Origin of the sequence: Streptomyces sp. NPDC102402, from assembly GCF_044765765.1 — a bacterium.
Classification (GTDB): domain Bacteria; phylum Actinomycetota; class Actinomycetes; order Streptomycetales; family Streptomycetaceae; genus Streptomyces.
On the sequence record NZ_JBIWKR010000005.1, the window covers coordinates 346,917 to 373,165 of the forward strand.

Annotated in this window: 24 protein-coding genes and 1 pseudogene; 13 read left to right on the forward strand and 12 right to left on the reverse strand. The window is 72.2% G+C overall.

Annotated features, from left to right (window positions below; genetic code table 11):
* The first annotated feature begins 7 nt into the window (after positions 1-7).
* Positions 8-844, forward strand: a complete 837-nt coding sequence (locus tag ACIRJR_RS18195) for an aldo/keto reductase (protein WP_403781238.1) — start codon at positions 8-10, stop codon at positions 842-844.
* A 123-nt stretch (positions 845-967) separates the two neighbouring features.
* Here the strand turns inward: ACIRJR_RS18195 and ACIRJR_RS18200 are convergent, their stop codons facing one another.
* From ACIRJR_RS18200 to allB, 3 genes are all read right to left on the reverse strand, one after another.
* Complete coding sequence (locus tag ACIRJR_RS18200; RefSeq protein ID WP_103514383.1) at positions 968-1,297, reverse strand: putative quinol monooxygenase; 330 nt, start codon at positions 1,295-1,297, stop codon at positions 968-970.
* A gap of 186 nt (positions 1,298-1,483) precedes the next feature.
* A complete protein-coding gene (gene alc / locus ACIRJR_RS18205) occupies positions 1,484-2,599 on the reverse strand; it encodes an allantoicase (protein WP_403781241.1) in 1,116 nt (371 codons plus the stop codon).
* A gap of 2 nt (positions 2,600-2,601) precedes the next feature.
* Positions 2,602-3,945, reverse strand: a complete 1,344-nt coding sequence (allB, locus tag ACIRJR_RS18210; protein WP_403781244.1) for an allantoinase AllB — start codon at positions 3,943-3,945, stop codon at positions 2,602-2,604.
* A gap of 331 nt (positions 3,946-4,276) precedes the next feature.
* Here allB and ACIRJR_RS18215 point away from each other — a divergent pair, with 331 nt between their 5' ends.
* On the forward strand, positions 4,277-5,077 hold the full coding sequence (locus tag ACIRJR_RS18215; protein ID WP_403781247.1) for an IclR family transcriptional regulator: 801 nt from the start codon (positions 4,277-4,279) through the stop codon (positions 5,075-5,077).
* A gap of 128 nt (positions 5,078-5,205) precedes the next feature.
* Here ACIRJR_RS18215 and ACIRJR_RS18220 read toward each other — a convergent pair whose 3' ends face one another.
* Positions 5,206-5,520 carry a DUF5955 family protein gene (locus ACIRJR_RS18220; RefSeq protein ID WP_403781250.1) on the reverse strand — a complete coding sequence of 105 codons (315 nt, stop codon included), beginning with the start codon at positions 5,518-5,520 and terminating at the stop codon, positions 5,206-5,208.
* 190 nt (positions 5,521-5,710) lie between these two features.
* Between ACIRJR_RS18220 and ACIRJR_RS18225 the strand changes: the two genes are divergently transcribed.
* A complete protein-coding gene (locus ACIRJR_RS18225; protein ID WP_403781253.1) occupies positions 5,711-6,316 on the forward strand; it encodes an NTP transferase domain-containing protein in 606 nt (201 codons plus the stop codon).
* Positions 6,317-6,602: 286 nt separating this feature from the next.
* Positions 6,603-8,222, forward strand: coding sequence for a malate synthase A (gene aceB, locus ACIRJR_RS18230; RefSeq protein ID WP_403781256.1), 1,620 nt, complete (start codon positions 6,603-6,605; stop codon positions 8,220-8,222).
* A gap of 31 nt (positions 8,223-8,253) precedes the next feature.
* Here aceB and ACIRJR_RS18235 read toward each other — a convergent pair whose 3' ends face one another.
* Positions 8,254-8,604, reverse strand: a complete 351-nt coding sequence (locus ACIRJR_RS18235) for a hypothetical protein (RefSeq protein WP_403781259.1) — start codon at positions 8,602-8,604, stop codon at positions 8,254-8,256.
* Between the two features lie 77 nt (positions 8,605-8,681).
* Between ACIRJR_RS18235 and ACIRJR_RS18240 the strand changes: the two genes are divergently transcribed.
* From ACIRJR_RS18240 to ACIRJR_RS18265, 6 genes and pseudogenes are all read left to right on the forward strand, one after another.
* Positions 8,682-8,972, forward strand: a complete 291-nt coding sequence (locus tag ACIRJR_RS18240) for a hypothetical protein (protein ID WP_403781262.1) — start codon at positions 8,682-8,684, stop codon at positions 8,970-8,972.
* 193 nt (positions 8,973-9,165) lie between these two features.
* A pseudogene (locus tag ACIRJR_RS18245) lies at positions 9,166-9,241 on the forward strand.
* Between the two features lie 98 nt (positions 9,242-9,339).
* On the forward strand, positions 9,340-10,479 hold the full coding sequence (locus ACIRJR_RS18250) for a gala protein (protein WP_403781265.1): 1,140 nt from the start codon (positions 9,340-9,342) through the stop codon (positions 10,477-10,479).
* Positions 10,476-12,242, forward strand: coding sequence for an ankyrin repeat domain-containing protein (locus ACIRJR_RS18255; protein ID WP_403781268.1), 1,767 nt, complete (start codon positions 10,476-10,478; stop codon positions 12,240-12,242). Before ACIRJR_RS18250 ends, ACIRJR_RS18255 begins: the two co-directional genes overlap by 4 nt.
* Entirely contained in the window at positions 12,239-13,447 is a 1,209-nt protein-coding gene (locus tag ACIRJR_RS18260) for an AAA family ATPase (protein ID WP_403781271.1), read from the forward strand. Before ACIRJR_RS18255 ends, ACIRJR_RS18260 begins: the two co-directional genes overlap by 4 nt.
* Positions 13,440-14,612, forward strand: a complete 1,173-nt coding sequence (locus ACIRJR_RS18265; RefSeq protein ID WP_403781274.1) for a VWA-like domain-containing protein — start codon at positions 13,440-13,442, stop codon at positions 14,610-14,612. Before ACIRJR_RS18260 ends, ACIRJR_RS18265 begins: the two co-directional genes overlap by 8 nt.
* Positions 14,613-14,678: 66 nt before the next feature.
* Here ACIRJR_RS18265 and ACIRJR_RS18270 read toward each other — a convergent pair whose 3' ends face one another.
* The 3 genes from ACIRJR_RS18270 to ACIRJR_RS18280 form a co-directional block, all read right to left on the reverse strand.
* Positions 14,679-16,127, reverse strand: a complete 1,449-nt coding sequence (locus ACIRJR_RS18270) for a hypothetical protein (protein ID WP_403781277.1) — start codon at positions 16,125-16,127, stop codon at positions 14,679-14,681.
* A complete protein-coding gene (locus ACIRJR_RS18275) occupies positions 16,117-16,710 on the reverse strand; it encodes a QsdR family transcriptional regulator (RefSeq protein WP_403781280.1) in 594 nt (197 codons plus the stop codon). Before ACIRJR_RS18275 ends, ACIRJR_RS18270 begins: the two co-directional genes overlap by 11 nt.
* 91 nt (positions 16,711-16,801) lie before the next feature.
* Positions 16,802-17,794 (reverse strand): fibronectin type III domain-containing protein, encoded by a 993-nt coding sequence (locus ACIRJR_RS18280; RefSeq protein ID WP_403781283.1) that lies wholly within the window; start codon positions 17,792-17,794, stop codon positions 16,802-16,804.
* Between the two features lie 117 nt (positions 17,795-17,911).
* Between ACIRJR_RS18280 and ACIRJR_RS18285 the strand changes: the two genes are divergently transcribed.
* Positions 17,912-18,520: a TIGR03086 family metal-binding protein gene (locus ACIRJR_RS18285; protein WP_403781286.1), complete on the forward strand. Its 609-nt coding sequence runs from the start codon at positions 17,912-17,914 to the stop codon at positions 18,518-18,520.
* 273 nt (positions 18,521-18,793) lie between these two features.
* Here the strand turns inward: ACIRJR_RS18285 and ACIRJR_RS18290 are convergent, their stop codons facing one another.
* On the reverse strand, positions 18,794-19,477 hold the full coding sequence (locus ACIRJR_RS18290; RefSeq protein ID WP_403781289.1) for an alpha/beta fold hydrolase: 684 nt from the start codon (positions 19,475-19,477) through the stop codon (positions 18,794-18,796).
* Positions 19,478-19,541: 64 nt separating this feature from the next.
* Here ACIRJR_RS18290 and ACIRJR_RS18295 point away from each other — a divergent pair, with 64 nt between their 5' ends.
* The gene (locus tag ACIRJR_RS18295) at positions 19,542-20,345 is read left to right on the forward strand and encodes a chitosanase (protein WP_403781292.1); all 804 of its coding nucleotides are present in this window, start codon (positions 19,542-19,544) and stop codon (positions 20,343-20,345) included.
* Between the two features lie 357 nt (positions 20,346-20,702).
* Positions 20,703-21,578 (forward strand): chitosanase, encoded by an 876-nt coding sequence (locus ACIRJR_RS18300; protein WP_403781295.1) that lies wholly within the window; start codon positions 20,703-20,705, stop codon positions 21,576-21,578.
* A gap of 65 nt (positions 21,579-21,643) precedes the next feature.
* Here ACIRJR_RS18300 and ACIRJR_RS18305 read toward each other — a convergent pair whose 3' ends face one another.
* The 3 genes from ACIRJR_RS18305 to ACIRJR_RS18315 form a co-directional block, all read right to left on the reverse strand.
* A complete protein-coding gene (locus tag ACIRJR_RS18305) occupies positions 21,644-23,116 on the reverse strand; it encodes a nucleobase:cation symporter-2 family protein (RefSeq protein WP_403781298.1) in 1,473 nt (490 codons plus the stop codon).
* Positions 23,117-23,347: 231 nt separating this feature from the next.
* Positions 23,348-24,745 (reverse strand): 8-oxoguanine deaminase, encoded by a 1,398-nt coding sequence (locus ACIRJR_RS18310; RefSeq protein ID WP_403781301.1) that lies wholly within the window; start codon positions 24,743-24,745, stop codon positions 23,348-23,350.
* A 45-nt stretch (positions 24,746-24,790) separates the two neighbouring features.
* Positions 24,791-26,191, reverse strand: coding sequence for a nucleobase:cation symporter-2 family protein (locus ACIRJR_RS18315; RefSeq protein WP_403781304.1), 1,401 nt, complete (start codon positions 26,189-26,191; stop codon positions 24,791-24,793).
* Positions 26,192-26,249: the final 58 nt, after the last annotated feature.

The following is a 26,249-nucleotide window of genomic DNA, read 5'->3' on the forward strand; positions in this document are numbered from 1 at the left end:
GGAGACCATGAGCCAGACACCGCCCCCGGTCCGCAACCTCCACGACGGAAGCACCGTCCCCGCGGTGGGCCTCGGCACCTGGCCGCTCGACGACGACGCGGCGGAGGAGGCGGTGGCCGGCGCGCTGGAGCTCGGCTACCGGCTGGTCGACACCGCACTGAACTACCGGAACGAGGCCGGTACGGGCCGGGGCATCGCCCGTTCCGGCGTGCCGCGGGAGGAGCTCTTCGTCACGACGAAGGTGCCCGGCCGGCACCACGGCTACGAGGAGACGCTGGCCTCCTTCGAGGAGTCCCGGAGCAATCTGGGGCTGGACCACGTCGACCTGTACCTCATCCACTGGCCACTGCCCCGGGTGGACAAGTACGTGGACACCTGGAAAGCGATGATCAAGCTGCGCGAGGACGGCCTCGTACGCTCCATCGGCGTCTCCAACTTCACGGCGGAGCATCTGGACCGGCTGGAGCGGGAGACGGGGGTGCTGCCCGTGGTGAACCAGATCGAGATGCATCCGCTGCTCCCCCAGGAGGAGCTCCGGTCCGTGCATGCCGCGAAGGGCATCGTCACGGAGAGCTGGAGTCCGCTGGCCCGGGGGCGCCAGGTGCTCGAGACCCCGGAAGTGGTCTCCGTCGCCGAGGCCCACGGGGTGACGCCCGGCCAGGTCGTGCTGCGCTGGCACACCCAGCTGGGTGCGGTACCGATCCCGAAGTCCGCCGATCCCGGGCGGCAGCGGGAGAACCTCGACCTCTTCGGCTTCGAGCTGACCCCGCGCGAACTCGACCTCATCGGGGCGCGGCCGCCGCACCGCTTCGGCGGGGACCCCGACACGCACGAGGAGTTCTGACGGCCAAGGGCCAGGCCTGACGCCCGGCGCGGTGCCCCACACCGGGCGCGGCCCCACGCCGGGCGCCGGGCAGGGCCTCACGCCGGGCGCGGCCTGCGGCGGCGTTCACCGGCCCGGCGACGGTCACCGGTTGCGGGGGGTGACCTCCGACATCCGGGACCAGTCGTCCCCGGGCACCTCGACGTTGATGATCTCCGGGATCTCGCTGACGAGCTCGGACATGGTGTCGATCGCCGCCTTGAAGTGGTCGGAGTTGACATGCGCCACCCCCGCCTCCTGGGAGGCGAACGCCTCGAGCAGGACGAACTGGTCCGGGTTCTCGACGCTGTAGGACCAGTCGAAGAAGAGGTTCCCCGGCTCCTGACGGGTGGCGAGGGTGAAGTCCTCCACGGCCGGGAGCCAGTTGTCCCGCTCGGCGGTACGCACGGTGAACTTGACGGCGATGAAGATCATGGCGGCTCCTGGTCGGGACGGCGACGTCCCGACCAGGGTCCCATACCGCTACAGACCGTTCATGAACCGGCACACCCGCCGGTGGACCGCGCACAACGCCCGGGAGAGCCGGTGCCCGTTGTACGGAAACGCCGGGCCCGCGCCCCGGCACCGCTCCCTGATCCGGCGGGATCCGGACGGAAGTCCCTAGCCGCCGAGAGCGTCGTGACGGGCCGCCAGCCGGGCGGCGCCCTCCTCGGTCAGCGAGCCGAAGAGCCGCAGCCGGGAGATTCCGCCGTCCGGGAAGATGTCGATCCTGACGTGGGTGCCGCGCACGGGCTCCGGCAGGACGAAGCGGTGGTTCGTGTCGGGCTGCAGCCGGGTCCGGGGCAGGAGCACGGACGTCCGTCCGTCCTCTCCGTCGCTCACCGAGATCTCGGCCCATCCGGCCGCGTTGCCCTTCAGGTACGCGGTGTCGATCTCGACCGCGCGGATCTCGGACTGCTCGGCCAGCCGGTAGCGGATCCAGTCGTTGCCCTTGTCGCGCCGGCGGCGGGTCTCCCAGCCGTCGTCCATCTTGCGGGAGCGGCCCGGCGCGATGGTGTTCGTGGCCGGGGAATAGAAGCGGTCGGAGGCGTCCTCGACCTCGCCGCCGTTCTCCAGGGCCACCACGTCGAAGGTACCGAGGGCGGCCAGCCACGCCGGGTCGGGGGCCACCTCGCCGTGGACGCGCAGACGGGCTATGCCCCCGTCGGGGTGCTGGTTGACCCGCAGATGGGTGAAACGCCGCCCCGCGTCGACCGCGAAGCCGTTCGCCGCGTGGCCTCCGACGGCCGTGCGGGGCACGAGGGTCGTCCACTTCACGTCGGGCCCGAGGAGGTCGTCGGGGGACGGGGAGCCGGGCACCGAGGCCGCCTCGACGGAGACCGACTGCGGGTAGTTTCCTCGGAAGTGGGCGGTGTCGACGATCAGACCGCGCACCACGCCGGGAGCGCCGAGGCGCACGAGGGCCCAGTCGTGGTCCGCGTCGGTGGGGTGGGGCTCCTCCGCGCCCGCACCACGACGGCGACGGGTCTCCCATCCGTCCATGATCTTGCCCTTGTGCCCGAAGCGCTCCGGGTCGAACTCCGCGGGCTCCGGCCTCAGGAGGTTCTCGCGCTCGGCGAAGAACTCGTCGTTGGCGGCGACGACACCCGCGCCGAGGCGCCGGTCCGCGAGGTCCACGAGGTGGGTGAACGGGAAGTCGGCCGTCCGGTAGTCGGCGTACGGGTCGCCGCCTCCGTAGGGGCTCGCGTCACCGGTGAAGTGCGGGATCGACGTCATGGTCAGCGGTTCCTTTCGAGGAGGCGGCCGGCCGGTTCGGCGAGTACGCCGTCGGCCGCGATCCGCGTGCCGCGCAGCCAGGTCGACCTGACGACGCCCTGCAGGGTCTTCCCCGCGTAGGCGGTGACCTGGTTGCGGTGGAAGAGTCCGGCGGGGTCGACGGTGAACGTCTCGTCCGGAGCCAGGACGGCGAAGTCGGCGTCCCGCCCGGCCTCGATGGCGCCCTTGCGGCTGAGCCCGGCGAGCTCGGCCGGTGCGGTGGACATCCAGCGGACGACGTCCTCCAGGCTGTGGCCCCGCCGGCGCGCCTCGGTCCAGATCGCCGGCAGGCCCAGCTGGAGGGAGGAGATCCCGCCCCAGGCCGAGGCGAAGTCGGGCGTCTTCAGATCGGTGGTGCAGGGCGAGTGGTCGGAGACGACGCAGTCGATAGTGCCGTCGGCGAGGCCGGCCCAGAGGGCGTCCTGGTTGGCGGACTCCCGGATGGGCGGGCAGCACTTGAACTCGGTGGCACCGTCCGGTACCTCCTCGGCGGTCAGGGTGAGGAAGTGCGGGCAGGACTCGACCGTGACCCGGACACCCTCCGCCTTGGCCGCGGCGATCAACGGCAGCGCGTCGCTCGAGGAGAGGTGCAGCACGTGGATGCGGGCGTTCAGCCGCCGGGCCTGGGCGATGAGGCCCTCGATCGCGGCGTTCTCGGCGTCGCGCGGCCGGGACGCGAGGAAGTCGGCGTACTTCTCCCCGCTCTTCTGCGGGGCGGACGCCAGGTGGTGCGGGTCCTCGGCGTGCACGATCATCAGGCCGCCGAAGCCCGCGACCTCGGCCATCGAGCGGGCCAGCTGCTCCTGGTCGAGCTCCGGGAACTCCTCGACGCCGGAGGGCGAGAGGAAGCACTTGAAGCCGAAGACACCGGCCTCGGACAGGGGACGCAGATCCTTGGTGTTGGAGGGGATCGCGCCTCCCCAGAATCCCGTGTCGACGTGCGCCTTGGGGGCGGCCACCTGCTGCTTGACGCGGAGGTTCTCCACGGTGGTGGTCGGCGGGAGGGAGTTGAGCGGCATGTCGAGCAGGGTCGTGATGCCGCCGGCCGCCGCGGCGCGGGTGGCGGTCCAGAAGCCCTCCCACTCGGTGCGGCCGGGGTCGTTCACATGGACATGGGTGTCGACGAGCCCCGGCAGCAGGACGTCGTCACCGAAGTCCTCGACACGGGCCCCCGCGGGCACCTCGGTCTCGTACGGCAGGACCGCCTCGATGGCTCCGTCGGCGACGAGGACCGCTGCGGCGCGGGTTCCCTCGGGGGTGACGACGCGCGTCGAGCGGAGTACCAGCTTCACGTCCACACCGGACACCTGTGCTCCTCACGCAGATTCAACGATTTGTTGAAGGAGTCTTCACTCGGGAAAGCGGCCCGTCAAGGCCTCGACCTTCCCGTGGGGCCACCAGCGCACCACAGGGCGGCCGCTTGGAGATTTCCACGAAGTAAAAGTTCATTTTCGACAGGCGGAACGTAGAATGGGCCAGGAGCAGCGTCACCGCGCTTCGCGCCGAACGCGGCCCTGACCGCCGACACCAGGACAAAACAGGTCCTGACCGGCAAGGACGCCGCACCGGGAGCAGTGGGCCGATCGGGAGCAGCCCGGTAGGCTGCTGCCTTGCCTCCGCCTCGAAAGGACCGTTGACGTGCCGCCGTCCCACGCCAGCACTTCCGACTCCAAGCCCGCCGGTCCCAGCGGCGGCGTACAGTCCCTCGAACGCGCCTTCGATCTCCTGGAGCGCATGGCGGATGCCGGGGGCGAGGTCGGGCTCAGCGAGCTGTCCGCGAGCAGCGGGCTCCCGCTCCCGACCATCCACCGGCTGATGCGCACCCTGGTCGTCTGCGGCTACGTACGCCAGCAGCCCAACCGGCGTTACGCTCTCGGCCCGCGCCTGATCCGTCTCGGCGAGTCCGCGTCCCGGCTGCTGGGCACCTGGGCACGGCCGTATCTCCAGCGCCTGGTCGAGGAGACGGGCGAGACGGCGAACATGGCGCTGCTCGACGGGGACGAGATCGTCTACGTCGCCCAGGTCCCGTCGAAGCATTCGATGCGGATGTTCACGGAGGTGGGCCGCCGGGTCCTCCCGCACTCCACGGGTGTCGGCAAGGCTCTCCTCGCCCACACCCCGGCGGACGAGGTACGGGCCCTGCTGGCCCGTACGGGCATGCCCGCGGCCACCGACAAGACGATCACCACACCGGACGGCTTCCTCGAAGCGCTCGAACTGGTGCGGCGGGCGGGTTACGCGGTGGACGACAACGAGCAGGAGATCGGGGTGCGCTGCCTCGCCGTCCAGGTGCCCGACTCCCCGACCTCGGCCGCCATCTCCATCTCCGGGCCCGCGGGCCGGGTGACGGAGGCGGCGACCGAGCGGATCGTGCCGATCCTGCAGCAGATCGCGAAGGAGCTCTCCGAGGCGCTGGCGAGCAGCGGGCCGGCCGCCTGAGGCCCCCACTCCGGTCCGGCCAGAGGGCCGGGCTTCGGACCCGCGCATCAACGGCCGCGGACGGACTCCCCGGGGCCGACCTCGCGGGCTTCGGGCCCGCGCGGGCCCGAAGCCCGCGAGGTCGGCTGTCAGCGGTCCGGGGAGTCCCCGAAGAGCTCGACGGCGATCCGCACCTCGCGCAGACCGGGCGCGAGTGCGCTGACGGAGCCGATCGCCCCCACGACCAGCAGCAGCGAGCGGCGCAGCCGGGGGATCTCCGGCCTCCCGCTGACCGCCATGGAATCCAGGGCCGCCAGCTCGTCCTCGGCGATGCCCCGGTCCGGGAACTCGGCAGGGTGTCCGGCCAGTTCACGGCGGAGCCGGGAGACGGCCGTACGCAGCTCCGTCACTCTCGGATCCTCGCCGCTGCCGGTCAAACGCTCCTGCCCCACGCTTCGCAACAAAGCACTCCCCCTCGCACGTCATTGTGCCGGTGTGTCGACCCCGCCCCAAGCGCGGTCAAATGCCTGGGGCCGTCCGCAAGTTAACGCCATCGAAGGTGGCGCGCGCCACAGTGCGGACCGAGAACGAGCGTACCCCTGAGGGGTGACACTCCTCCCGCCGGTACGGACGCCGCAGTGGTATCCAGGGCACATGCCTCACACACAACGGATCCCCTCGGTCGCCGGAGTACTGCTCGCGGCAGGAGGCGGCCGCCGCCTCGGCGGCCGGCCGAAGGCCCTGCTGGAACACCGCGGCCGCCCCCTCGTCGAGCACGCCGCACGAGCGCTGCGCAACGGCGGCTGCGGCCCCGTCCACGTCGTGCTGGGCGCCGCTGCCGACGATGTGCGGGCACGGGCGGACCTCTCGGCCTGCGCGGTGACGGTGAACCCGCTGTGGGAGGAGGGCATGGGGTCCTCACTGAGGGCCGGGCTGGACGCGCTCGAGGGCTCGGCCGCTGACGCGGCCCTCGTGCTCCTGGTCGACCAGCCGGGCATCGGGGCGGAGGCGGTGGCGCGCGTCCGCTCGGCCTGTCTGTCGCGGACGGCCCTGGCGGCCGCCGCGTACGACGGGGTACGCGGCCACCCCGTGCTGTTCGGGGCCGACCGGTGGGCGGACATCGCGGCCGGCGCGCTCGGCGACCAGGGAGCCCGGGCCTACCTGCGGGCGCATCGCGATGCGATCACGCTCGTCGAGTGTTCCGATGTGGCTCAGGCGTACGACATCGACACGGCGGAGGATCTGACGCACCTGGAGTGACCGACGCGCCGGGGGTGAACCGTCCGTACAGGACCTGGCACGCCGCGCCACCAACGGCCGCACATCTGTCGACCCGGAGAATCTCGACATCAACAAACCATTGAACTTCCACCATGAGGAAACTAATATCCACTGATCAGAAGCATGCGGCACGCACGCGGCATCGCTTCGCACCCGGACGGCACCCACGGCCGTATCTCGGAGCCACGGCACGCCGTGCCATACCAGGCGACCCGGCGGCCGTGGGACGCCGTCCGCGCCGCCCCCGCTGAAGGAGTGACAGCTCATGTCCGCACCAGCGCCGTCCCCGCTGGCCATCGTCGACGCCGAGCCCCTGCCGAGGCAGGACGAGGTCCTGACCGATGCGGCCCTCGCGTTCGTGGCCGAGCTGCACCGGCAGTTCACGCCCCGGCGTGACGAGCTGCTCGCCCGCCGTGGCGAGCGCCGGGCCGAGATCGCCCGCACCTCCACGCTGGACTTCCTGCCGGAAACGGAAGCGATCCGCGTGGACGACACCTGGAAGGTCGCCCCGGCCCCGGCCGCGCTCGACGACCGCAGGGTGGAGATCACCGGTCCGACCGACCGCAAGATGACCATCAACGCCCTGAACTCGGGCGCCAAGGTCTGGCTCGCCGACTTCGAGGACGCGTCCGCCCCCACGTGGGAGAACGTGATCACCGGCCAGCTCAACCTGATCGACGCCTACACCCGGAACATCGACTTCACCGACGCGAAGTCGGGCAAGTCGTACGCCCTCAAGCCCGCCGGGGAGCTCGCGACCGTCGTGACGCGTCCGCGCGGCTGGCACCTGAACGAGCGCCACCTCCAGCTCGACGGCACCCCGGTGCCCGGCGCGCTGGTCGACTTCGGCCTCTACTTCTTCCACAACGCCCAGCGTCTGATCGACCTCGGCAAGGGCCCGTACTTCTACCTGCCGAAGACGGAGTCACACCTGGAGGCCCGCCTCTGGAACGACATCTTCGTCTTCGCCCAGGACTACGTCGGCATCCCGCAGGGCACGGTCCGCGCGACCGTCCTGATCGAGACGATCACCGCCGCGTACGAGATGGAGGAGATCCTCTACGAGCTCCGCGACCACGCCTCCGGGCTGAACGCGGGCCGCTGGGACTACCTCTTCTCCATCGTCAAGAACTTCCGTGACGGCGGATCGAAGTTCGTCCTGCCGGACCGCAACCTGGTCACGATGACCGCCCCGTTCATGCGGGCGTACACCGAACTGCTGGTCCGCACCTGCCACAAGCGCGGCGCCCACGCCATCGGCGGGATGGCGGCCTTCATCCCCTCGCGGCGTGACGCCGAGGTCAACAAGGTCGCCTTCGAGAAGGTCAAGGCGGACAAGGACCGCGAGGCGAACGACGGCTTCGACGGCTCCTGGGTGGCCCACCCGGACCTGGTCCCGATCGCCATGACCTCCTTCGACGCGGTCCTCGGCGACAAGCCGAACCAGAAGGACCGCCTGCGCGAGGACGTCTCCGTGGCGCCGGGCGACCTGATCGCCATCGACACGCTGGACGCGAAGCCCACGTACGACGGCCTGCGCAACGCCGTCGCGGTCGGCGTCCGCTACATCGAGGCGTGGCTGCGCGGCATGGGCGCGGTCGCCATCTTCAACCTGATGGAGGACGCGGCCACCGCCGAGATCTCGCGCTCGCAGATCTGGCAGTGGATCAACGCGGACGTGGTCTTCGAGGACGGCCAACACGCCACGGCGGACCTGGCCCGCAAGGTCGCCGCCGAGGAACTGGCCGTGATCCGCGCGGAGGTCGGCGAGGAGACCTTCGAGTCCGGCAAGTGGCAGCAGGCCCACGACCTCCTGCTCCAGGTCTCCCTGGACCAGGACTACGCGGACTTCCTGACGCTGCCGGCGTACGAGCAGCTGGGCTGACGCCGCACGGCCGGGCGCCGCACCCCGCGTGTCATCGCGCCGGGGTGCGGCGCTTCCCGCATCCGGGGAGATCCGCCGCGACCGCGCGGGCGGCACACACGACCGCCCGCACGAGCAGTACGTTCACAGCCGCGCCCAGCCCGCACCCGAGAGCGGGGCTCAAGGCACCGGCCTCACCCCCGCCGGGATCGCCGAGGAGTGCGGTGAGCGGCATGAGGACGAACACGTACAGGAGGGTCAGGCCCGGCTGGGACAGCCAGAGCAGCGACTGCTCCCCGTGCGAGGCGCCCGGAGCCCCCACGGCGAGCCCGCCGGCCGCCATGGCGGCCGTACAGGCGGCGGCCGCGATCCGGGAGGCACGGCGACAGCGGTCACGTCTCATCGGTGCGGATCCTCTCGGCGTGCCAGTGGGAGGGCGGACCGCCCGTCATGCGGCACGGCCACCCACGCCCCTCATTATTGAACACGTTCATTATCTCGCGCCACGCCCTCGTCAGCTGTCCGGCGGTGTTCCACGGTCCGGTCTTCAGGGCGCCGACGGGTGAGGAGCTGGCGCGGGTCACGCGTCAGATCGGCGAGGAGCCGCCGGTACTCGTCGCCTTCGAGGCGGACGCCGGCGGCCGCGAGCCCGTCTCCTGTCTCATTGCGGCAGAACGGCTCGAGGTCGTGCACGAGAGCGTCCTCCGGTACTGGCGGGAGGACGCACCCCCTGGTCAGCGCTTCGCTCCGTGGGTGCGGCCTCCGGCGTAGCGACGACGTGGCCGCACGGGCCGCTTCGGCCCCCCACGGCCCGACGGCCCGCGCTCCCGCTGTCCGGCGGCAGCCGCGCGGTACGCCAGGGCGGCGGGAACACCGGCCACGACAGGACGCGGTGCGGCGGCACCTCACCGTCAGCGTACTGGCGTGCGAATTCGAGTCGTTGGCCGTTATGATCACGCACGGCAAGGCTGTAGCGCAGAGGTCGTCGCGCCCACGCAGCGAGCTGGAGGACGCCGGTTCGAATCCGGCCGGTCTTGCCACCTGTTCCTGGAGGATCGCGCCGACGCCGGTCGGGCGGTGGTGGACGCGAACGGTCCGCCTACGGCCCTAAATCCGGCGTGGGACTGGGGGAGTTGTGTTGTCACAGCCGATGCCCGTGCGCTGCCCCGCGATCGAGCACCCGGACGTTCCGCTCGTCGATGTGGCCGCGCTGCACCCGCTGTCGGAGCGGCTCGGGAGTGAGCGGACGGTCGGACCCGACGAGGTGTTCCCGGTCGGCACCCTGCGGGCCGACGGCCGGGTCGACCTGTGCAAGCAAGGCCTCGGGGCCGCCGGCGCGGCACTGCTGATGCCCGCCCTGGCCCGGTCGCCGCACGCCCGCCATGTCCTGCTCGGGACCAACTCCCTCGGCGACGAGGGCGCGCGCTCGGTGGCGGACGCCCTGCGCCGCGTACCCGGACACGGGCTGCGGACGGTCTACCTCGGCTGCAACCGCATCGGGGCCGGGGGCGCCGCCGCGCTCTCGGCCGCGCTGAGCGAGGACTCCACCGTCAGGGCGCTGTGGCTGAAGCGGAACCCGCTCGGTGACACCGGCGTCCGGGCGCTCGCGCCGATGCTGGCCCGCACCGTCTCGCTGCGCACCCTCGACCTCGTCAACACCGGGATCACCGCCGCCGGTCTGGAGGAGCTGCTCACCGCGCTGACCTCGCGGGAACAGCCGCTGGAGAGGCTCTTCCTCGGTGGCAACGGCATCGGTCCGGACGCCGCTCCGCTCCTCGCCTCGCTGATCCGGGAGGCGGGGGTGCGGGAGCTGTACCTGTCGGCCAACCACCTCGGCGACGCCGGGGCCGCCGTGCTCGCCGCCTCGGCCGATCCGGATCGCCCGGTCCGGCTCGGGCTCGGCGGCAACGGCGTCGGCCCGGCCGGGGCCCGCGCCCTGGCCGACGCGCTCGGCGCGATCGAAGCCCTCGACCTCGGGCGGCCGCTGTCGGAGCGCAGCCTCGGGGCGGTGGGCAACGCGACCGGTGACGACGGCGCCCGCGCGCTGGCCCTGGCTCTGCCAGGAAGCCCTCTGCGGCGCCTCGAACTGGCCCACACCGGGCTGACCGGGCGGGGGGCGAAGGCCCTGCTGGGCGCTGTCGGCGCGGACTGCCGGCTGGAGTACGTCGGTCTGGGCCCCGGGCTCCCCCGCAAGGTGAAGCGGTCCTTCGCCACCCGGCTGCGCCCGGACCACGGCGCCCACCCCGACCTCCGCGCGATCCGGAGCGTCTACCGGTGAGGCCGCGTCCGGAGGACCGGTTCCTCACCCGTGAGGAGGCGTCGAGCCTGTGGCAGGTCCGGCGGTACGCCGTGCCCCGCGGGATGATCGAGCGGTCCGCCGAGCGGCGGCTGGCCGGTGACTGGCGGGGCGCGCTCGCCGCGGCCGCCGTCGACGTGGACTTCGCCCTCGCCGAGGTGGCCGGCGCGTACGGCACGCCCGTGGCTGAGGCACTCATGACGGACCTGCGCCACCTGGTGCCCGACCTGGTGCGCTGGCACCTGCCCCGGGTCCTGGGAGGACGCTCGACACTCGCCCCGGACCGGACCGTCGTCCTCGCCGGATACGCCGGACACGCCGGGCACGAAGGCGGGTCCGGCCTGCCCCACGCGCCGTATCTCCATCTGCGCACGCCCCCGATGGCGGAGGGCCGCCAGCGGCTCTCGCTGCGCTTCGGTGCCGTGCCCGGCGAGGCCGCCCCGGGTCTGTTCGATCGCGACACCGAGGACTGGCGCTCCGTCCGGTACCTGTGGGACTCCCGGCGTACGGACGGTCTGCGGACGGCCGTTGGGGCCGGCCGCCGGATTCCCTTCCTCCACCACGACGGCACCCCGCTCACGCCTCAGGAACTCGGCGCGTCCGGTGACGGCGATGCCGCTGCCCGGGCGGAGCGGGTGGCCCTGCTGTACGAGGAGGGCGATATCTCGGAGGCGTTCGACGCCGCGGGGATCGAGTGGGATCCGACGCCGCCCTCCACCGAGCGGTCGAGGTACCGGGTGGACCCGGGGGACGTCCTCCGCGCGACCGCGATCGACATTCCCCGGCTCGAGTCGGCGGTACGCCGGGCCACGGCCGCCACCGGCCGGGAGCGCTTCCTGGCCGCCCGCCACTGGCAGCGGCACATCCTGCTGGAGCTCACGGACCACAGCGCGGGCGGGCGGCTCCGGGCCACGGTCGTGGGGACGAGGTCCACCGCTCCCACCGCCTTCCTTCCGGAGGCGGCGTGGCGGCGGCTTCCCGACCTCGATCTGCTGCGGGCGGGCGTCGTACCGCCGCAGTGGCTGCACCCGTTGGTGGCGCGGGCCCTGTTCCCCTCGCTCGAAGGGCCGTTCGGGCCGCCTAAGGCGTCTCTGCCGCGTCCGGTGCGCGTCCGGTGCCGCGGTGAGTGGCACGAGGTCGTCTTCCGTGACGGCGCGCTGCGCTCACCGCATACGGAGGAGGAGCGGCTGCGCGAGAGCGCCATGCGGGCGTTCGGCGGCGCGGTCGCGGGCTGCTTCGCGGTGGAGCACTCCTGCACGACGGGGAAGGGGCGCCTCCCCAAGGCGCTGCGGGCACAGCGCAAGGAGCTGTTCCTGCACATCCAGCACGGGAACACCGAAGGAGTCCTGGAGCTGCTGGACGCCGGGGTCGACCTCCGGGTGCGCAACGCCAGGCGGCGGGGACTGCTGCACGTGCTGCCGCTGCTCGACCACGAGGCACTCCTGCCGCGGCTGCTGGCAGCCGGGCTCGACCTGGAGGCCGGGGACCATCTCGGCCGGACCCCGCTGAGCGTCGCGGTGAGCGAACGGGGACCCCTCGCGCTCGTACGGGCGCTGATCGACGCGGGGGCCCGGATCGACGTGACGGACTCACAGGGGCTCTCCCTCGAACAGCTGATCCACCGTTACAAGCGTGAGGACCTCGCGTTCCTCCGGGAGCGGCTGACCACGGAGCACCCGGGCATCGGCGCCGACTGGTACGAGAGATGGTTCAGGAACGAGGACGGCGAGGACGAGCAGCGATGAGCACGACCAGCAGGGCCCGGACCCTCCCCTCGGGCCCCCTCGACGCGGCCGACGAGCTCAACAGGCGCCTGCGAACCACCCGCACCGAACCCGCCGAGAGCCCGCAGCTGGAGGCTCTCGCCCTGGCCGTGACGGCCAATCAGCCGGTCCTGCTGTGGGGCGAGCCCGGTATCGGCAAGTCCGCCGGGATGGAGCAGCTGGCCGCCGGCCTGGGGCTCGAGCTGGAGACGGTCATCGCGAGCGTGCACGAGCCGTCGGACTTCGCCGGGCTGCCGGTCGTGGGGGACGATCCGGAGGTGTCGGGTGTACCGATGGCACCGCCCGACTGGGCGGTCCGCCTCGCCCGCTCCGGCCGGGGCCTGCTGTTCTTCGACGAGCTGTCGTCGGCGCCGCCAGCTGTGCAGGCCGCGCTTCTCCGGGTCGTGCTCGAACGGCGGGTGGGCAGCCTGCGGTTGCCGGAGGCCGTACGCATCGTGGCGGCGGCCAATCCGCCGTCGAGTGCGGCGGACGGCTGGCATCTCAGTCCACCGCTGGCCAACCGGTTCGTCCATCTCCGGTGGACGCACGACCCGCGTACCGTCGCCCGCGGCATGGCGGGGACGTGGCCGGCCCTGGGCGTACCGGTGGTCGACCCGGCCAGGGTGCCGGGCGCGGCGGCGCGGGCGCGGGGCGCGGTCTCCGGATTCCTGACGGCACGCCCGGGGCTGGTCCACCACATCCCTGCCGACGCGGAGAGCCGGGGACGGGCCTGGCCGTCCCCGAGGACCTGGGACATGGCCCTGCGGCTGCTGGCCACCGGATACGCGGCGGACACCGGACGTGAGGCCCTGGCCGCCGCCCTCACCGGGGCGGTCGGAGACGGTGCGGGGATCGAGCTCCTGTCGTACCTGGAGCACCTCGACCTGCCCGACCCGGACCGTGTGCTCGCCGATCCGGACGCCTTCGCGCTGCCCGGACGCGGCGACAGGCAGCTGGCCTTTCTGATCGCGGTGGTCGCCGCGGTGCAGGGCGATCTCACGCAGAGCCGCTGGGAGTCGGGGTGGGCGGTGCTGGCCAAGGCCGTGGACGCGGGGGTCCCCGACGTGGCCGCCCGGGCCGCGGTCGACCTGGCGGCCGTGCGCAGCCCTGACTGGCCGGTGCCGCCGGGCATCGACGGCTTCCTGGACCTGCTGCGGCAGTCCGGCGCCCTGCCGCAGGGTGGCTGAGCTGGACACCACGAAGCTGCTCGCGGCGCGGTACCGGGCGGCGACGGACCGCCCGTACCTCGCCTCGGCGCTGTACGCGCTGACGGTGGTGCCCAGCGACGGGGTGCCGACCATGGGCGTGGACCGCCACTGGCGCTGCTACGTCTCGCCCGGCTTCGTCGACCGGACCCCGGTGGCGGAGCTGGCGGCGGTATGGGTGCACGAGGTCGCGCACCTGCTGCGCGACCATCACGGCCGCGCGGATCTGCTGCCGGCGGCGGACCGGCGTCACCGGCACCGGGTGAACATCGCCCAGGACTGCGAGATCAACGACGACCTGGTCGCCGACGGTTTGCCGCTGCCCGCCGGCCGCATGGAGCCACGGCTCTTCGGCCTTCCGGAGGGGCAGCTCTTCGAGGCGTATCTGCCCGCTCTGCCGTCCTCCCCCCTCACCCACGACTGCGGGTCCGGCGCACACGGTCAGCCGGTCCCCTGGGAACTGCCCGGGACCACGGGGCCGCCAGGGGTGGGCAGGGCCGAGGCGGAGGCGCTGCGGCGTCACACCGCGGAGGCCGTGCGCGCCCACGCGCGGGCCGGAGGCTCCCTGCCCGGCGGCTGGAAGCGGTGGGCGGACGAGGTCCTCGAGCCCACGGTCGACTGGCGGCAGGCGCTCGCGGGCGCCGTGCGGGAGGCCGCCGCCTGGGCCGGCGGAGCGGTGGACTACACCTACCGGCGGCCGTCACGGCGGGGCGCGGCCCTGCGCGGCGTCGTGCTGCCCAGCCTGCGGCGGCCGCTGCCCAGGGTGGCGGTCGTCATCGACACCTCGGGGTCGATGGGCGATCGGGAGATCGCCGCGGCACTGGCGGAGGTCACCGGCGTACTGCGCGAGGTGGGGATCCGGGGCAACCGGGTCACCGTCCTGGCCTGTGACGCCGACGTCCAGGCCGTCTCCCGGGTGACGTCCGCCGCACAGATCACCCTGGGCGGGGGCGGCGGCACCGACATGCGGGCCGGGATCGCGGCGGCCCTCGATGTACCCGAACGCCCCTCCATCATCGTGGTGCTGACGGATGGTCTCACTCCCTGGCCGGACGAGACCCCGGCCTGCCGGGTGGTCGCCGCACTCGTGGGCCCGTCCGCCCCTGCCGCTCCCCCGTGGATCGAGACCGTACGCGTCACGGGCTGAGCCCGCGTGCGCCGCTCCCGGAACGCGCGGTCCGGGAACGGCGCACCACCGTAGGGCCGTCGGGACTCACCCGCCGGACGGGATGTCCACGTAGTCCTTGAAGAGCAGCGACACGGTGTGGCCGTCGGAGGGCCAGTTCGGCACCGCGAGGGTCTCCTCCACCCCTCCCGTGCCGCGCATGGTCTGGGTGACGGGGATCGACCCGCGGGCCCGCTCGTCGGCCGGGAGGGACAGGTCGGTCGCCGTCAGGAAGGGGATCCGGTCGAAGGGCGGCAGCGCCGCGTCGAGGTGACTGACCCCGTCGCATCCCTTGTCGAACGCGAACAGGCCCAGGATCTGACGTAGCTGCGGAGACACGGCGCGGTTCAGGACGTCGGCGCCCCCGATGCGGAGCCGGTCGTCGTCAGCCGTGCCGGCCCGCCACTCGCGTGCCCGGACGACGGTGAGCGCCGTGTGCGCGGGGCAGATGTCGATGGAGTCCGCGACCCCGCCCGGAGGGGAGACGAGCAGACGGACGAAGTGGTCGCTGCGCTCGAACGGTTCGAAGTAGAAGTGGCCGGTGCGCTCGCCCGGCCTGACGAACGCCAGTTCGTAGTGTCCGCGTCCGCCGACTCCGAGCGGGCCGAAGGCGCCGTCCGCGCCGACCCGCACGACGTGCTGGGGCAGCAGGCCGGCCCGGGCGCCGGTGGCGGGGTCGAGACGCCACACCTCGATGCGGCCTGCGAGCCCTCTGTTCTGCGGGAAGTGCACGGCACGGCCGGCGATCTCCACGGAGCCGGGCAGCTCGGGCAGCACCCGGGTGGTGAGCGGCGGCCTGCCGCGGAGGAACGCGTAGATGTGGCCGAAGCTCTCGGCGGAGGTGGCGCTCTCCGTGTGTCCCGCCTGGGGTTCGTGGACGTTGCGCGCTCCCCCGATCGAGCCGTTCGGCTGAAGGCTGCTCCAGATGGCGAGTGTGGGCACCCCGCCCGGCTGCGAGTCGGCCGTACGGCCGTCCAGATTCACGTACTTGGCGACCTCCGCCGCGCGTTCCGGCACGGCGAGGTACGCCTGCGCGACCCGCGTTCCGCGCGAGTGCGCGAGGATGTCGACCCGCGCGGCCCCGGTGCGCGCCCGGACGGAGTCGACCAGCGCCTCCAGCCCGGCGATCGCGTGGTCGTCGCCCGGGAGGGAGGTGTCGTACTCGTGGACGTACAGCAGGCCGTCGTCGTAGCCGTTGGCGGAGAACCGCTTGGCCTGCGACTGCCACTGCTGGGCCGAGCCCTCCTGGCCGTGCACGAAGATCACCGGGTTGAACGCGGCGCGCGGTTCCGCGGCCCGCGCCGGGGCAGTCAGGGCGCCGAGTGTGCCGGCGAGCGCCAGAAACACAGCGAGCAGCATGGTCCGGCCCGTCCGGGCCGGCTGTGAACCGGTCATCGCGTCCTCCGAGTTGCCGTCGTCGGAGTCGGAAGCTACGGGCGGTGCGCGGGAGGCCGCCAGAGCCCCGCCCGAGGGTGAGACGACGGTCTCAGACAGCACCTCGCGGCCGTCGGGGAGTTTGCTGGAGCACGGCGCGGGCAGTGCGCTCAGCCAGGGCGAGGTCGGGCCGGCGGCTGCTCAGCAACTCGGCGTACAGGGTGGATTCGACGACCCGTACGTAGAGGTAGGCGAGGTCGTCGACGCCGGACCGGGGCCACAGGCGGTCCTTCTCCCCCGCTTCCAGCAGGATGCTCCGCTGGGCCAGGACGGCTCGCCGGTGCACGAGGCCGCCGGTCAGCAGACGCCGCGCCGTCTCGGGTTCGGCACGCAGGAAGTCCGCGAAGGGGACGGAACCGCGCAGGGCGGTGACGAAGTAACGGGTGATCTCCAGGACCCCGTCCACGCCCTGCCGGGTGCGTCGGCGCCGCGCCCGTTCCAGGAGGTGGTCCGCCAGCCCCCACAGCACGTCGGCCAGGAGTGCGTCGCGGCTGCCGATCACGCGGTAGAGGGTCGCCCTGCTGACGGCGAGGTCCTGGGCGAGCGCGTCCATGTCCACCGTGCCGTGCCGCAGGAAGTACCGGCACGCGGCGTGCACGACCTGGCCCCGGGCGACCACGCGCCGGGAGGTCCCCGCCCTTCGCACGGCCCGCCACCTCCCCCGCTCGCCCCGGCACCGCCGCCGGGCCCGGTACCTTAGCGCGTGGCCGCCGCCGCGGACGAGCGGCCGTGGGGGCTCAGCCGGCGAGCACCACCGTCCGCTGGGCCGAGAAGTCACCCCACTTCCCGTCGGGGAGCTTGGGCCTGATCTTGAGCGAGTAGCGTGTGCCGGGCGGATCGGTGAGGGTGAGGCGGTACGTCGCACGGCCCGAGGGAGGCGTGCCTCCCCAGACGATCGTGGTGGTCAGCTTTCCGTCCAGGAAGAGCTGGTAGGCGGGAATCGTTCCGCCGGTCTCCGGCTGGTCCCAGGAGAGGTCGACCAGGGACTCCTTGCCGTCCGCGGTGGTCTTCGTGCGCAGTCCGGTGGGTGCCGTGCTCTTGGGGGCGCCCGGCGCGGACGGGGTGGTGAGGTCGAGGGCGTTGCCGTCGGGCGAGGAGCGGTCTGCGGCGTCGCGGGCGCGGACGGTGAAGGTGTAGACGGTGCCGGGGCGGAGTCCGGAGAGCCGGGCCGTGGTCTCGGTGCCGGGGACGGTGTGGATCCTGGAGTCCTCCTGGTAGACGTCGTAGGCCGTCACACCCACGTCGTCGGTGGACCCGCCCCAGGACAGCGTGACCGTCCGGGCGGTGCCTGCCTTGCCCCGGAGCTTCACCGGGGTGGTCGGCGGCTCCTTGTCGTCGGGAGCGGGGGCGGGGGTGGTGACGGGTACCGAGGAGCTCGGGGCCGATACGTTGCCGGCGGCGTCGCGTGCCCTGACGGTGAAGGTGTAGTCCGTCGACGCGGTCAGCCCCTCGACGTCGGTCATCAGCTTCGTCGCGGGTACCGAGAGGACCTTCTTCCCCTCACGGTAGACGTCGTAGCCGGTGATCCCCTTGTCGTCCGAGGCCTGCTCCCACATGACGTGGGCGGACGTGGCGCTGCCCGCCTGGGCGGTCACACCCGTGGGGGCCGTGGGCTTCTTCGTGTCGGCCTGCGCGGTACCGCCGCAGGCCGTGAGCGGGGCGAGGAGCAGCGCGGCGGAACAGGCCAACGCGGTGCGTGCGTGGGGGCGTTGCACGGTGATGCCTTCCATCCGACAGCAATGGTCCAGACCTATATGCCATGCGGGTGGGGCCCCCGACAAGGGGGTGGACTGGAACGTTCCGCAATGTCCGCGATGAGTTCCGGGCCCGGAAGCGGTCTGAAGAGTATGGAAACGAACAAGGCGACCGCGCCCGGCCTCGATCTCGGGCCGGCGGCGCGGCAGATCCGTGGACTCCTCGGGGCCGTCGACGACGGGCAGCTCTCCGGCCCGACACCCTGCCCCGGCTACTCGGTGCGGGAACTGCTCGGTCACCTGCTGGGGCTGACCGTCGCGTTCCGTGACGCGGGGCGCAAGCAGCTCGGCGCGACGACCGACACCTCCCCGGGCACGGCTCTGCCGGTGCTGCCCCCGGACTGGCGCACGGCCCTGCCGCCGCTGCTGGACGAGCTGGTCGCGGCATGGCGGTCCCCGGAGGCCCTGGAGGGGATGACCAGGGCGGGCGGGGTGGACCTGCCCGGCGAGGTGGCGGGAATGGTCGCGCGGAACGAGCTGGTCGTACACGGCTGGGATCTGGCCAGGTCGACGGGGCAGAAGTTCCGGGCGGAGGACGCCGACCTGCGGTCGTCGGAGGCGATGCTGGCGCCTGGCGACGATGACAGGTCCGGCTCCGACGCGATCTTCGGCCCGCCCGTTCCCGTGCCGGACGGCGCACCGCTGGTGGACCGGGTGATCGGCCTGAGCGGCCGGCGCCCGGACTGGCGGCCGGGCGGCTGACCGGCCCCATCGGGCGCGGTCGGCCGGGCGGCTGCCCGGTGGCCGGTCCGGGCGCGATCGGCCGGGCGGCTGCCCGGCAGCCGGTCCGGGCGCGATCGGCCGGGCGGCTGCCCGGTGGCCGGTCCGGGCGCGGGCTCCGGGGCCGGCGGGAGGCCGGACGGCGGGACCGTGCGCACGGGCGGGGGCGCGACACCGCCCGTCGTGGGCGCCGGACGTAACACCGCCCGTCGTGGGCGCCGGACGTGACACCGCCCGTCGTGGGCGCCGGACGTCTCAGCTGGTGAAGAACTCGGTGATCTGGTGGGCGACCTGGTCCGCGTGCTTCTTGTGCACCTGGTGTCCGCCGCCCAGGGTGATCAGCCGGCAGTCGGGGATGAGCGAGGCCATGTCGGCCAGCCTCCCCTGCGGCATGGAGCTCTCCGGGCCGCCCGCGATCATCAGTGTCGGAGCGACGATCTGCCCCAGCTCCTCCTCCCAGCGGGGATCCGGATCGGCGATCTGCGCCCGGACGGCCGAGCGGGCGTTCTCGTCGTAGTCCACCGGCCCCGCCGGGGCGGTGTCGGTGACCAGCTGCCCCGGAAACGGCGGCGGGGTCTCCACCAGCACCAGCCGTTCCACGCGGTCCGCGTGCTCCTCGGCGAGCAGATAGGCGACGACTCCGCCCATGGAGTGGCCGACCACACCGACCCGGTCGAGCTCGCAGGCGTCGAGGAACTCCAGGACGTCGTCCCGCATCTGCTCGAAGCCGTACTCGTCGGGCCAGTCGCTCTCCCCGTGGCCGCGGAGGTCGATGGCGTACACCCGCCACTCCTCGCCGAGCAGCGCGCCGACGCCCTCCCAGCTCAGGGACGATCCCCCGAGGCCGTGCAACAGGACCACGGGTGAGCCGAAGGGGTCGCCCCAGGTCCGATACGCCAGCCGCACATCGCCGACGTCAACAACAGACTGATCTTCCATATCCCGAACGCTACAGGCGCCCCGGCCCCGTCGGCTCCGGCCCCCGGCCTGGCACGCTTGGCGCGTGAAGCACAGACGTCTCGCCCTCGCCGCCGCCGCGGCCCTCGTCCTGGCCGGCTGTTCCGGAGCGTCCTCCAGCTCCCCGGAGAAGAGCCTCGACGACCCCGCGAAGAAGGACATCGCCATGCGACTGGTGTCCAGCGCGGAGAACTCCACCCTGGACTGGAAGGCCCAGTACGCCTATGTCGAGGACATCGGCGACGGCCGCGGCTACACCGCCGGCATCATCGGATTCTGCTCCGGCACGGGAGACCTGCTCAAGGTGGTCGAGCGCTACACCCGGGAGCGCCCGGGGAACCCGCTCGCGGATTTCCTCCCGGCACTGCGCGCGGTGAACGGGAGCGATTCGCACGAAGGGCTCGGCACCGCGTTCACCAGGGCGTGGAAGGAGGCTGCGGCGGACTCGGCGTTCCGGTCGGCGCAGGACGCCGAGCGTGACTCCGCGTACTTCGACCCGGCCGTCGAGCGGGCCGAGGCCGACGGGCTCAGCGCACTGGGGCAGTTCATCTACTACGACGCCTACGTGATGCACGGTTACGCGGACGCCAGGGGATCCGTCGGCTTCCGGACGATACGCGCCCAGGCCGTCGCCGCGGCGGATCCGCCGTCCGACGGCGGCGACGAGGAGGCCTATCTGAACGCTTTCCTGGACGCCCGGGTCTCCGCCATTCGCAAGGAGCCCTCGCACAGCGACACCAGCCGGGTGGAGACCGCACAACGCGTCTTCGTACGCGAGGGAAGGCTGCAGCTGGAGACTCCGCTGACCTGGCGTGTCTACGGCGAGAGTTTCCGGATCGATCACGCGTAAACACCCTGCCGGTGGGCGCTCGACGCACCCGCCGGGGCGTTCGCGTACGCCGGTCCCCTCGCCTCCGGCCCGTGCTCGTACTCGTGGGGGATTCCACCGCCCGAGCCGTTACCCGGAAGCGGCGATTCCTGTTCCGCCGATTGCAGGCTCACACCCACACCCGAGGTGCGGATCCACCGCCCGCGAGGGGGCGGACAGGGCGGAACCAAGCCCCCGTACCGACCCGACAGGGGGCTCTTTCCTCATGCGGGGACGTTTCGGCTCACCCGCGTCCGGACCCTGTACCGCACCCCCGGGGGCCTGATAGGAAAGCTTCCTAACAGAACATCGGAACGGCGAACTCCTCCTGGAGGCCCGGTGCATCACCCCCACACCAGCACCTCACGTCGCACCACCCGACTCACCCGACTCACCCGCAATGCCGGACTCGCGGTCGTCGCCCTCGGGCTGATCTTCACCGCGGTTCCCGCCACCGCCCACGCCGGCGCCCCCACGCCGTCGGCCGCACACCTGGAGGCAGCCGCGAGCGGACTCGACGATCCCGCGAAGAAGGACATCGCCATGCAACTGGTCTCCAGCGCGGAGAACTCCACGCTGGACTGGAAGGCCCAGTACGGCTACATCGAGGACATCGGCGACGGCCGCGGCTACACCGCCGGCATCATCGGATTCTGCTCCGGCACCGGCGACATGCTCGCCCTGGTGGAGCTGTACGCCGAGCGGAAGCCGGGCAACGTCCTGGAGGCGTACCTGCCCGCCCTGCGGGAGGTCGACGGGACCGACTCGCACGAGGGGCTCGACCCCGGATTCACCGGCGCCTGGGCCGAGGCGGCGTCGGACCCCGTGTTCGAGCAGGCCCAGGACGACGAGCGCGACCGGGTGTACTTCGACCCGGCGGTGCGTCAGGGCAAGGACGACGGTCTCGGCACGCTCGGTCAGTTCGCGTACTACGACGCCATCGTGATGCACGGCGGCGGCACCGACGCCACGAGCTTCGGCTCGATCCGGCAGCGGGCCCTGGCCGTGGCGTCACCGCCCTCGCAGGGCGGTGACGAGACCGCCTACCTCGACGCGTTCCTGGACGCGCGTGTCTGGGCGATGGAACAGGAGGAGGCCCACTCGGACACCAGCCGGGTCGACACGGCCCAGCGGGTGTTCCTGCGGAACGGCAATCTGAACCTGGACCCGCCGCTCGACTGGCAGGTCTACGGCGACAGCTTCCACATCGGCTGACACCGCGCGCCCCGAGGTGCGCGTACGGGCCCCGTCAGAGGGTGTCCGTGCGCGCACCTCGCGGATCAGTGGGCGACGGGTACGGCCATCGGGTCCTTCGGCTGCTCGCTCTCCGGCACCCCGGTTTCCGGGTCCGGGTCCGCATCCGGCCGCCGGCCCCAGTGGTTGAAGGCCAGGTTGAGCACGATCGCCACCACGCAGCCGGTGGAGATGCCCGAGTCCAGGACGACGAGCAGGTCCTCGGGGAAGGCGTGGTAGAAGTCCGGTGCGGCGATCGGGATGAGGCCGACGCCGACGGCCGCCGCGACGATCAGGGCGTTCTCGCCCTTCTCCAGTGCCGCGGTCGCCAGGGTCTGGATACCGCTCGCGGCGACCGATCCGAAGAGCACGATGCCCGCGCCGCCGAGGACCGGCAGCGGGACGAGGGCGATGACGGACGCGGCGACGGGGACCAGGCCGAGCAGGACGAGGATGACTCCGCCGGCGGCGACGACGAACCGGCTGCGGACCTTGGTCATGGCGACCAGCCCGATGTTCTGGGCGAACGCGCTGCACATGAAGCCGTTGAAGAGCGGGCTGATGGCACTGCCCAGGGTGTCGGCGCGCAGACCGCCCTCGATGGTCCGCTCGTCGGCGGGCCGGCCGACGATCTTGCCGAGGGCCAGCATGTCGGCGGTGGACTCGGTCATGCAGACCAGCATGACGATGCACATCGAGATGATCGCGGCGATCTCGAACTGCGGTGCGCCGAAGTGGAACGGCGTCGGGAAACCGACCACGTCGGCGTCGCCCAGTGCCCCGAAGTCGGTGATCCCGGCGGGGATCGCGATGAGGGTGCCGATCACCAGACCGAGCAGGATGGCGATCTGCTGGAGGAAGCCCCGCAGCAGCTTGCGCAGGGCCAGCACGATCAGGAGGGTGACGGCGGCCATCGTGATGTTGGTCATCGAGCCGTAGTCGTCGGCGGTCGCGTTGCCGCCCTGCGACCAGTTGAAGGCGACCGGCAGCAGTGAGACGCCGATCAGTGTGATGACGGTGCCGGTGACCACGGGCGGGAAGAACCGGACCAGTTTGCAGAAGTACGGGGCGAGGACGAAGCCGAGGAGGCCGGCGACGATGATCGCCCCGAAGATGACGGCGATGCCGTCGTGCCCCCGGTCCTTGCCTATCGCGATCATCGGCGTCACTCCGGCGAACGAGACGCCGTTGACGAACGGCAGCCGGGCGCCTATGCGCCAGAACCCGAGGGTCTGGAGCAGGGTGGCTATCCCCGCGGTGAAGAGGCTCGCCCCCATGAGGAAGGCGGTCTCCTTGGCGCTGAGGCCCACTGCGGGCCCCACGATCATGGGCGGGGCCACCACGCCCGCGTACATCGCGGCCACGTGCTGCAGGCCGCTGGTGAACATCCTGAGGGGTGGCAGTTTCTCGTCGACCGGGTGCTTGTCCACCGGTCCTTCCGCCGTATTCCCTTCTGCTGCGCTTCCTTCTACTGCGCTTCCGTCGACTGCGTTCTTACGAAACCTGGGCGTAGCTGCCACGGCTTCCTCCGGTCGGGTACACGTCGGGCGACGTGGGTATCAGGGAGGTGGTGCTGAGTGGTGCGTTGGTGCAGGTCGTGCAGCTGGTGCGGGCAGCTTGGAGCTCACCTGTGCGGGGGCGCGTGAACGGGTTCACGCGCCCCCTCACAGGCTGCCGTGAACCCTGCTGGGTCCACGGCGGCCGGCCGAGGGCCGTCCCCCCCGGCCGGCCTGTCATGGGGGTGCGGAGCGTCAGGCTCCGGCGGCGATCTGCGCCAGGCGCCTGGCCTGGTCGCGGGTCGCGCGGGCGATGGCGTCCTCGTCCACCGTGATGAGGCGGCTGTCCTCGACGACGGGCCTGCCGTTGACGAGGGAGAGCGTCACGGGAGCCGCGGCGCCGAACACCAGGGCGGTCACCGGGTCGGCGATGGAGGCGTGGGCCAGGGTGTCCAGCTTCCACAGCACAAGGTCGGCGAGCTTCCCCGGCTCCAGCGAGCCGATCTCGTCGGCCCGGCCGAGGACCCTGGCGCCGCCGTGGGTGCCCAGACGCAGCGCCTGACGGGCGTTCAGCGCCTTCTCGCGGTGGGCCCCGAGGCGGTTGATGAGGAGCGCGTTGCGCAGTTCGGTGTGGAGTTCGCCCGACTCGTTGGACGCGGTTCCGTCGACGCCGAGCCCGACGGGGACTCCGGCGGCGAGCATGTCGGGGACGCGGGCGATGCCCGCGGCGAGGCGGGCGTTGGAGGAGGGGCAGTGCGCGACGCCGGTGCCGGTGCGGGCGAAGGCGGCGATGTCGGAGTCGTTCATGTGGACGCAGTGCGCCATCCACACGTCGTCGCCGAGCCAGCCCGTCGACTCGAAGTAGTCCGTGGGGCCCATCCCGAACAGTTCCTTGCAGAACTGCTCCTCCTCGACGGTCTCCGAGCCGTGCGTGTGCAGCCGGACGCCGCGGCGGCGTGCCAGTTCGGCACCCTGCTTCAGCAGTTCGGTGGACACCGAGAAGGGGGAGCAAGGAGCCACGGCGACCTGCGTCATCGCGCCGAACGAGGCGTCGTGGTGCTCGTCGATGGTCGCCTCGGTGGCGGCGAGCGCACCGTCGAGGGTCTCCACCGCGAAGTCCGGCGGAAGGCCGCCGTCCTTCTTGCTGCGGTCCATGGAGCCACGGGCGAGGGTGAACCGTACGCCCATGTCGCGGGCCGCGCCGATGATCGCGCCGGACAGGTCACCGGAGCCCTGGGGATAGACGTAGTGGTGGTCCATCGCGGTGGTGACACCGCCTCGGGCCATCATCGCGAGCGAACCCTGTGCGGCCACGCGTGCCATCGGCTCGTCGATGCGCGCCCACGTCGGGTACAGGGCGACCAGCCAGTCGAAGAGGTTGTGGTCGGTCGCCAGGCCCCGGGTGATCCACTGGTAGAAGTGGTGGTGGGTGTTGACGAGGCCGGGCGTGACGAGGTGGCCGGTGCCGTCGACGCGCCGTACGACGCCGGTGAGGCCCTCCGGCGCCTTGCCCGCGCCGACGGACTCGATGCGGTTGTCCGCCACGACGATGTACCCCGAGGCGTACTCGGTGTCGTGTGCGTCGACCGTGGCGATCGAGCAGTTCTCGATGACGATGCGCTCAGTGGTCCTTGAATCCGCCGAAGCTGCCATGGTGCTTCCCTCTTCTGTCTCTGGCGATGTGGGCACGGCAGGACCCTAGGAGGATTTGAGTGCCACAGCGTTACGGCTGTGGGTGCCGAGATGGTGGAAGAACAGATTGAGCAGGACCGCGACGAGCGCTCCCGCGCTGATCCCCGAGCCGAGCACGGTCTGCGCCCAGGAGGGGAAGCCGGCGTAGAAGGAGGGGGCCGCGAGCGGGATGATGCCCGCGCCGAGTGCCACCGCTACGAGGATGATGTTGGAGCTGTCGTCGAGGCCGGCCTCGGACAGGGTCCGGATGCCGCTCACGGCGATCGAGCCGAACAGGACGATGCCGGCGCCGCCGAGCACGGGCATGGGGACCAGCGAGACGACCGCGCCGAGCATGGGGAACACGCCCAGGACGATCAGGGCGCCACCGGCCGCGGCGACGACGTAGCGGCTGCGTACCCGCGTCAGCGACACGACGCCGACGTTCTGGGCGAACGCACTGGTCGGGAAACCCCCGAAGACCGGGCCGAGAAGCGTGGCGATCCCGTCCGTGCGCAGACCGCGGGTGATGGTGGCGCCGTCGGTGCGCCGCTCGCAGATCTCGCCGAGCGCCAGCATCCCGGCCGACGACTCCGTCATCAGCACCAGCATCACGATGCACAGGGAGAGGATCGCGGCGGGCTGGAACTCGGGCGGCCCGAAGGCGAAGGGCGTGGGCAGGGCGGCCATCGGGGCGGAGCCGAGCGCCGAGAAGTCGGCGAGTCCGAAGGGGATCGCGGCCAGCGTGCCGAGGAACATGCCTGCGAGCAGGGCCACCTGCTTGACGAAGCCGCGCCCGAAGCGCTGGATCAGCAGGATGACGACGAGGGTGAAGGCGGCCAGCGCAAGGTACTTCATGGCGCCGAAGTCGTCGGCGGTGGCGTCGCCGCCCTGGGCCCAGCCGACCGGCACCGGCATCAGGGTGACGCCGATGAGGGTGATGACGACGCCGGTGACCAGCGGCGGGAAGAAGCGCAGCAGCCGCCCGAAGAAGGGTCCGACGGCCAGGCAGAAGACGCCCGCGACGAGTACCGCCCCGTAGATCGCGGGGAGTTGGCGGCCGGGGGCACTGGTCTCCGCGATGGCGAGCATCGGCGCGATCCCGGCGGAGGACGCGGCGTTGACGAAGGGCAGCCGGTTCCCGGCGAAGCGTCCGGCGCCGAGGGTCTGGAGGAGGGTGGCGAGTCCCGCGATCAGGAGACTGGCGGCGATCAGACGGGTCATGCCGGCCGCGTCGAGACCGACGGCCTGCCCGATGATGAGCGGAGGGGTGACGACGCCCGCGTACATGGCGGCGATGTGCTGGAGCGCGGCGGGGACGAGCCGCGAGGGCGGGAGCTTCTCGTCCACCGGATGAGCTGCCGTGCCGACAGCGTTCGGTGGTGCGGTACATGGGCCTTTCGCCGGCCCCGTTGCAGGCTGTGCCATGGGATTTCCCTCCGGGTGACCGGGCCCCGCCCCACTGGGGGGCGGAGGCCGGTTCAGC

Excerpts from the sequence above, each read along its gene's own strand:
- ACIRJR_RS18195 (WP_403781238.1), top strand. The coding sequence starts at position 8 with ATGAGCCAGACACCGCCCCCGGTCCGCAACCTCCACGACGGAAGCACC.
- ACIRJR_RS18200 (WP_103514383.1), bottom strand. The coding sequence starts at position 1,297 with ATGATCTTCATCGCCGTCAAGTTCACCGTGCGTACCGCCGAGCGGGAC.
- alc (WP_403781241.1), bottom strand. The coding sequence starts at position 2,599 with ATGACGTCGATCCCGCACTTCACCGGTGACGCGAGCCCCTACGGAGGC.
- ACIRJR_RS18225 (WP_403781253.1), top strand. The coding sequence starts at position 5,711 with ATGCCTCACACACAACGGATCCCCTCGGTCGCCGGAGTACTGCTCGCG.
- aceB (WP_403781256.1), top strand. The coding sequence starts at position 6,603 with ATGTCCGCACCAGCGCCGTCCCCGCTGGCCATCGTCGACGCCGAGCCC.
- ACIRJR_RS18235 (WP_403781259.1), bottom strand. The coding sequence starts at position 8,604 with ATGAGACGTGACCGCTGTCGCCGTGCCTCCCGGATCGCGGCCGCCGCC.
- ACIRJR_RS18260 (WP_403781271.1), top strand. The coding sequence starts at position 12,239 with ATGAGCACGACCAGCAGGGCCCGGACCCTCCCCTCGGGCCCCCTCGAC.
- ACIRJR_RS18280 (WP_403781283.1), bottom strand. The coding sequence starts at position 17,794 with ATGGAAGGCATCACCGTGCAACGCCCCCACGCACGCACCGCGTTGGCC.
- ACIRJR_RS18285 (WP_403781286.1), top strand. The coding sequence starts at position 17,912 with ATGGAAACGAACAAGGCGACCGCGCCCGGCCTCGATCTCGGGCCGGCG.
- ACIRJR_RS18290 (WP_403781289.1), bottom strand. The coding sequence starts at position 19,477 with ATGGAAGATCAGTCTGTTGTTGACGTCGGCGATGTGCGGCTGGCGTAT.
- ACIRJR_RS18310 (WP_403781301.1), bottom strand. The coding sequence starts at position 24,745 with ATGGCAGCTTCGGCGGATTCAAGGACCACTGAGCGCATCGTCATCGAG.
- ACIRJR_RS18315 (WP_403781304.1), bottom strand. The coding sequence starts at position 26,191 with ATGGCACAGCCTGCAACGGGGCCGGCGAAAGGCCCATGTACCGCACCA.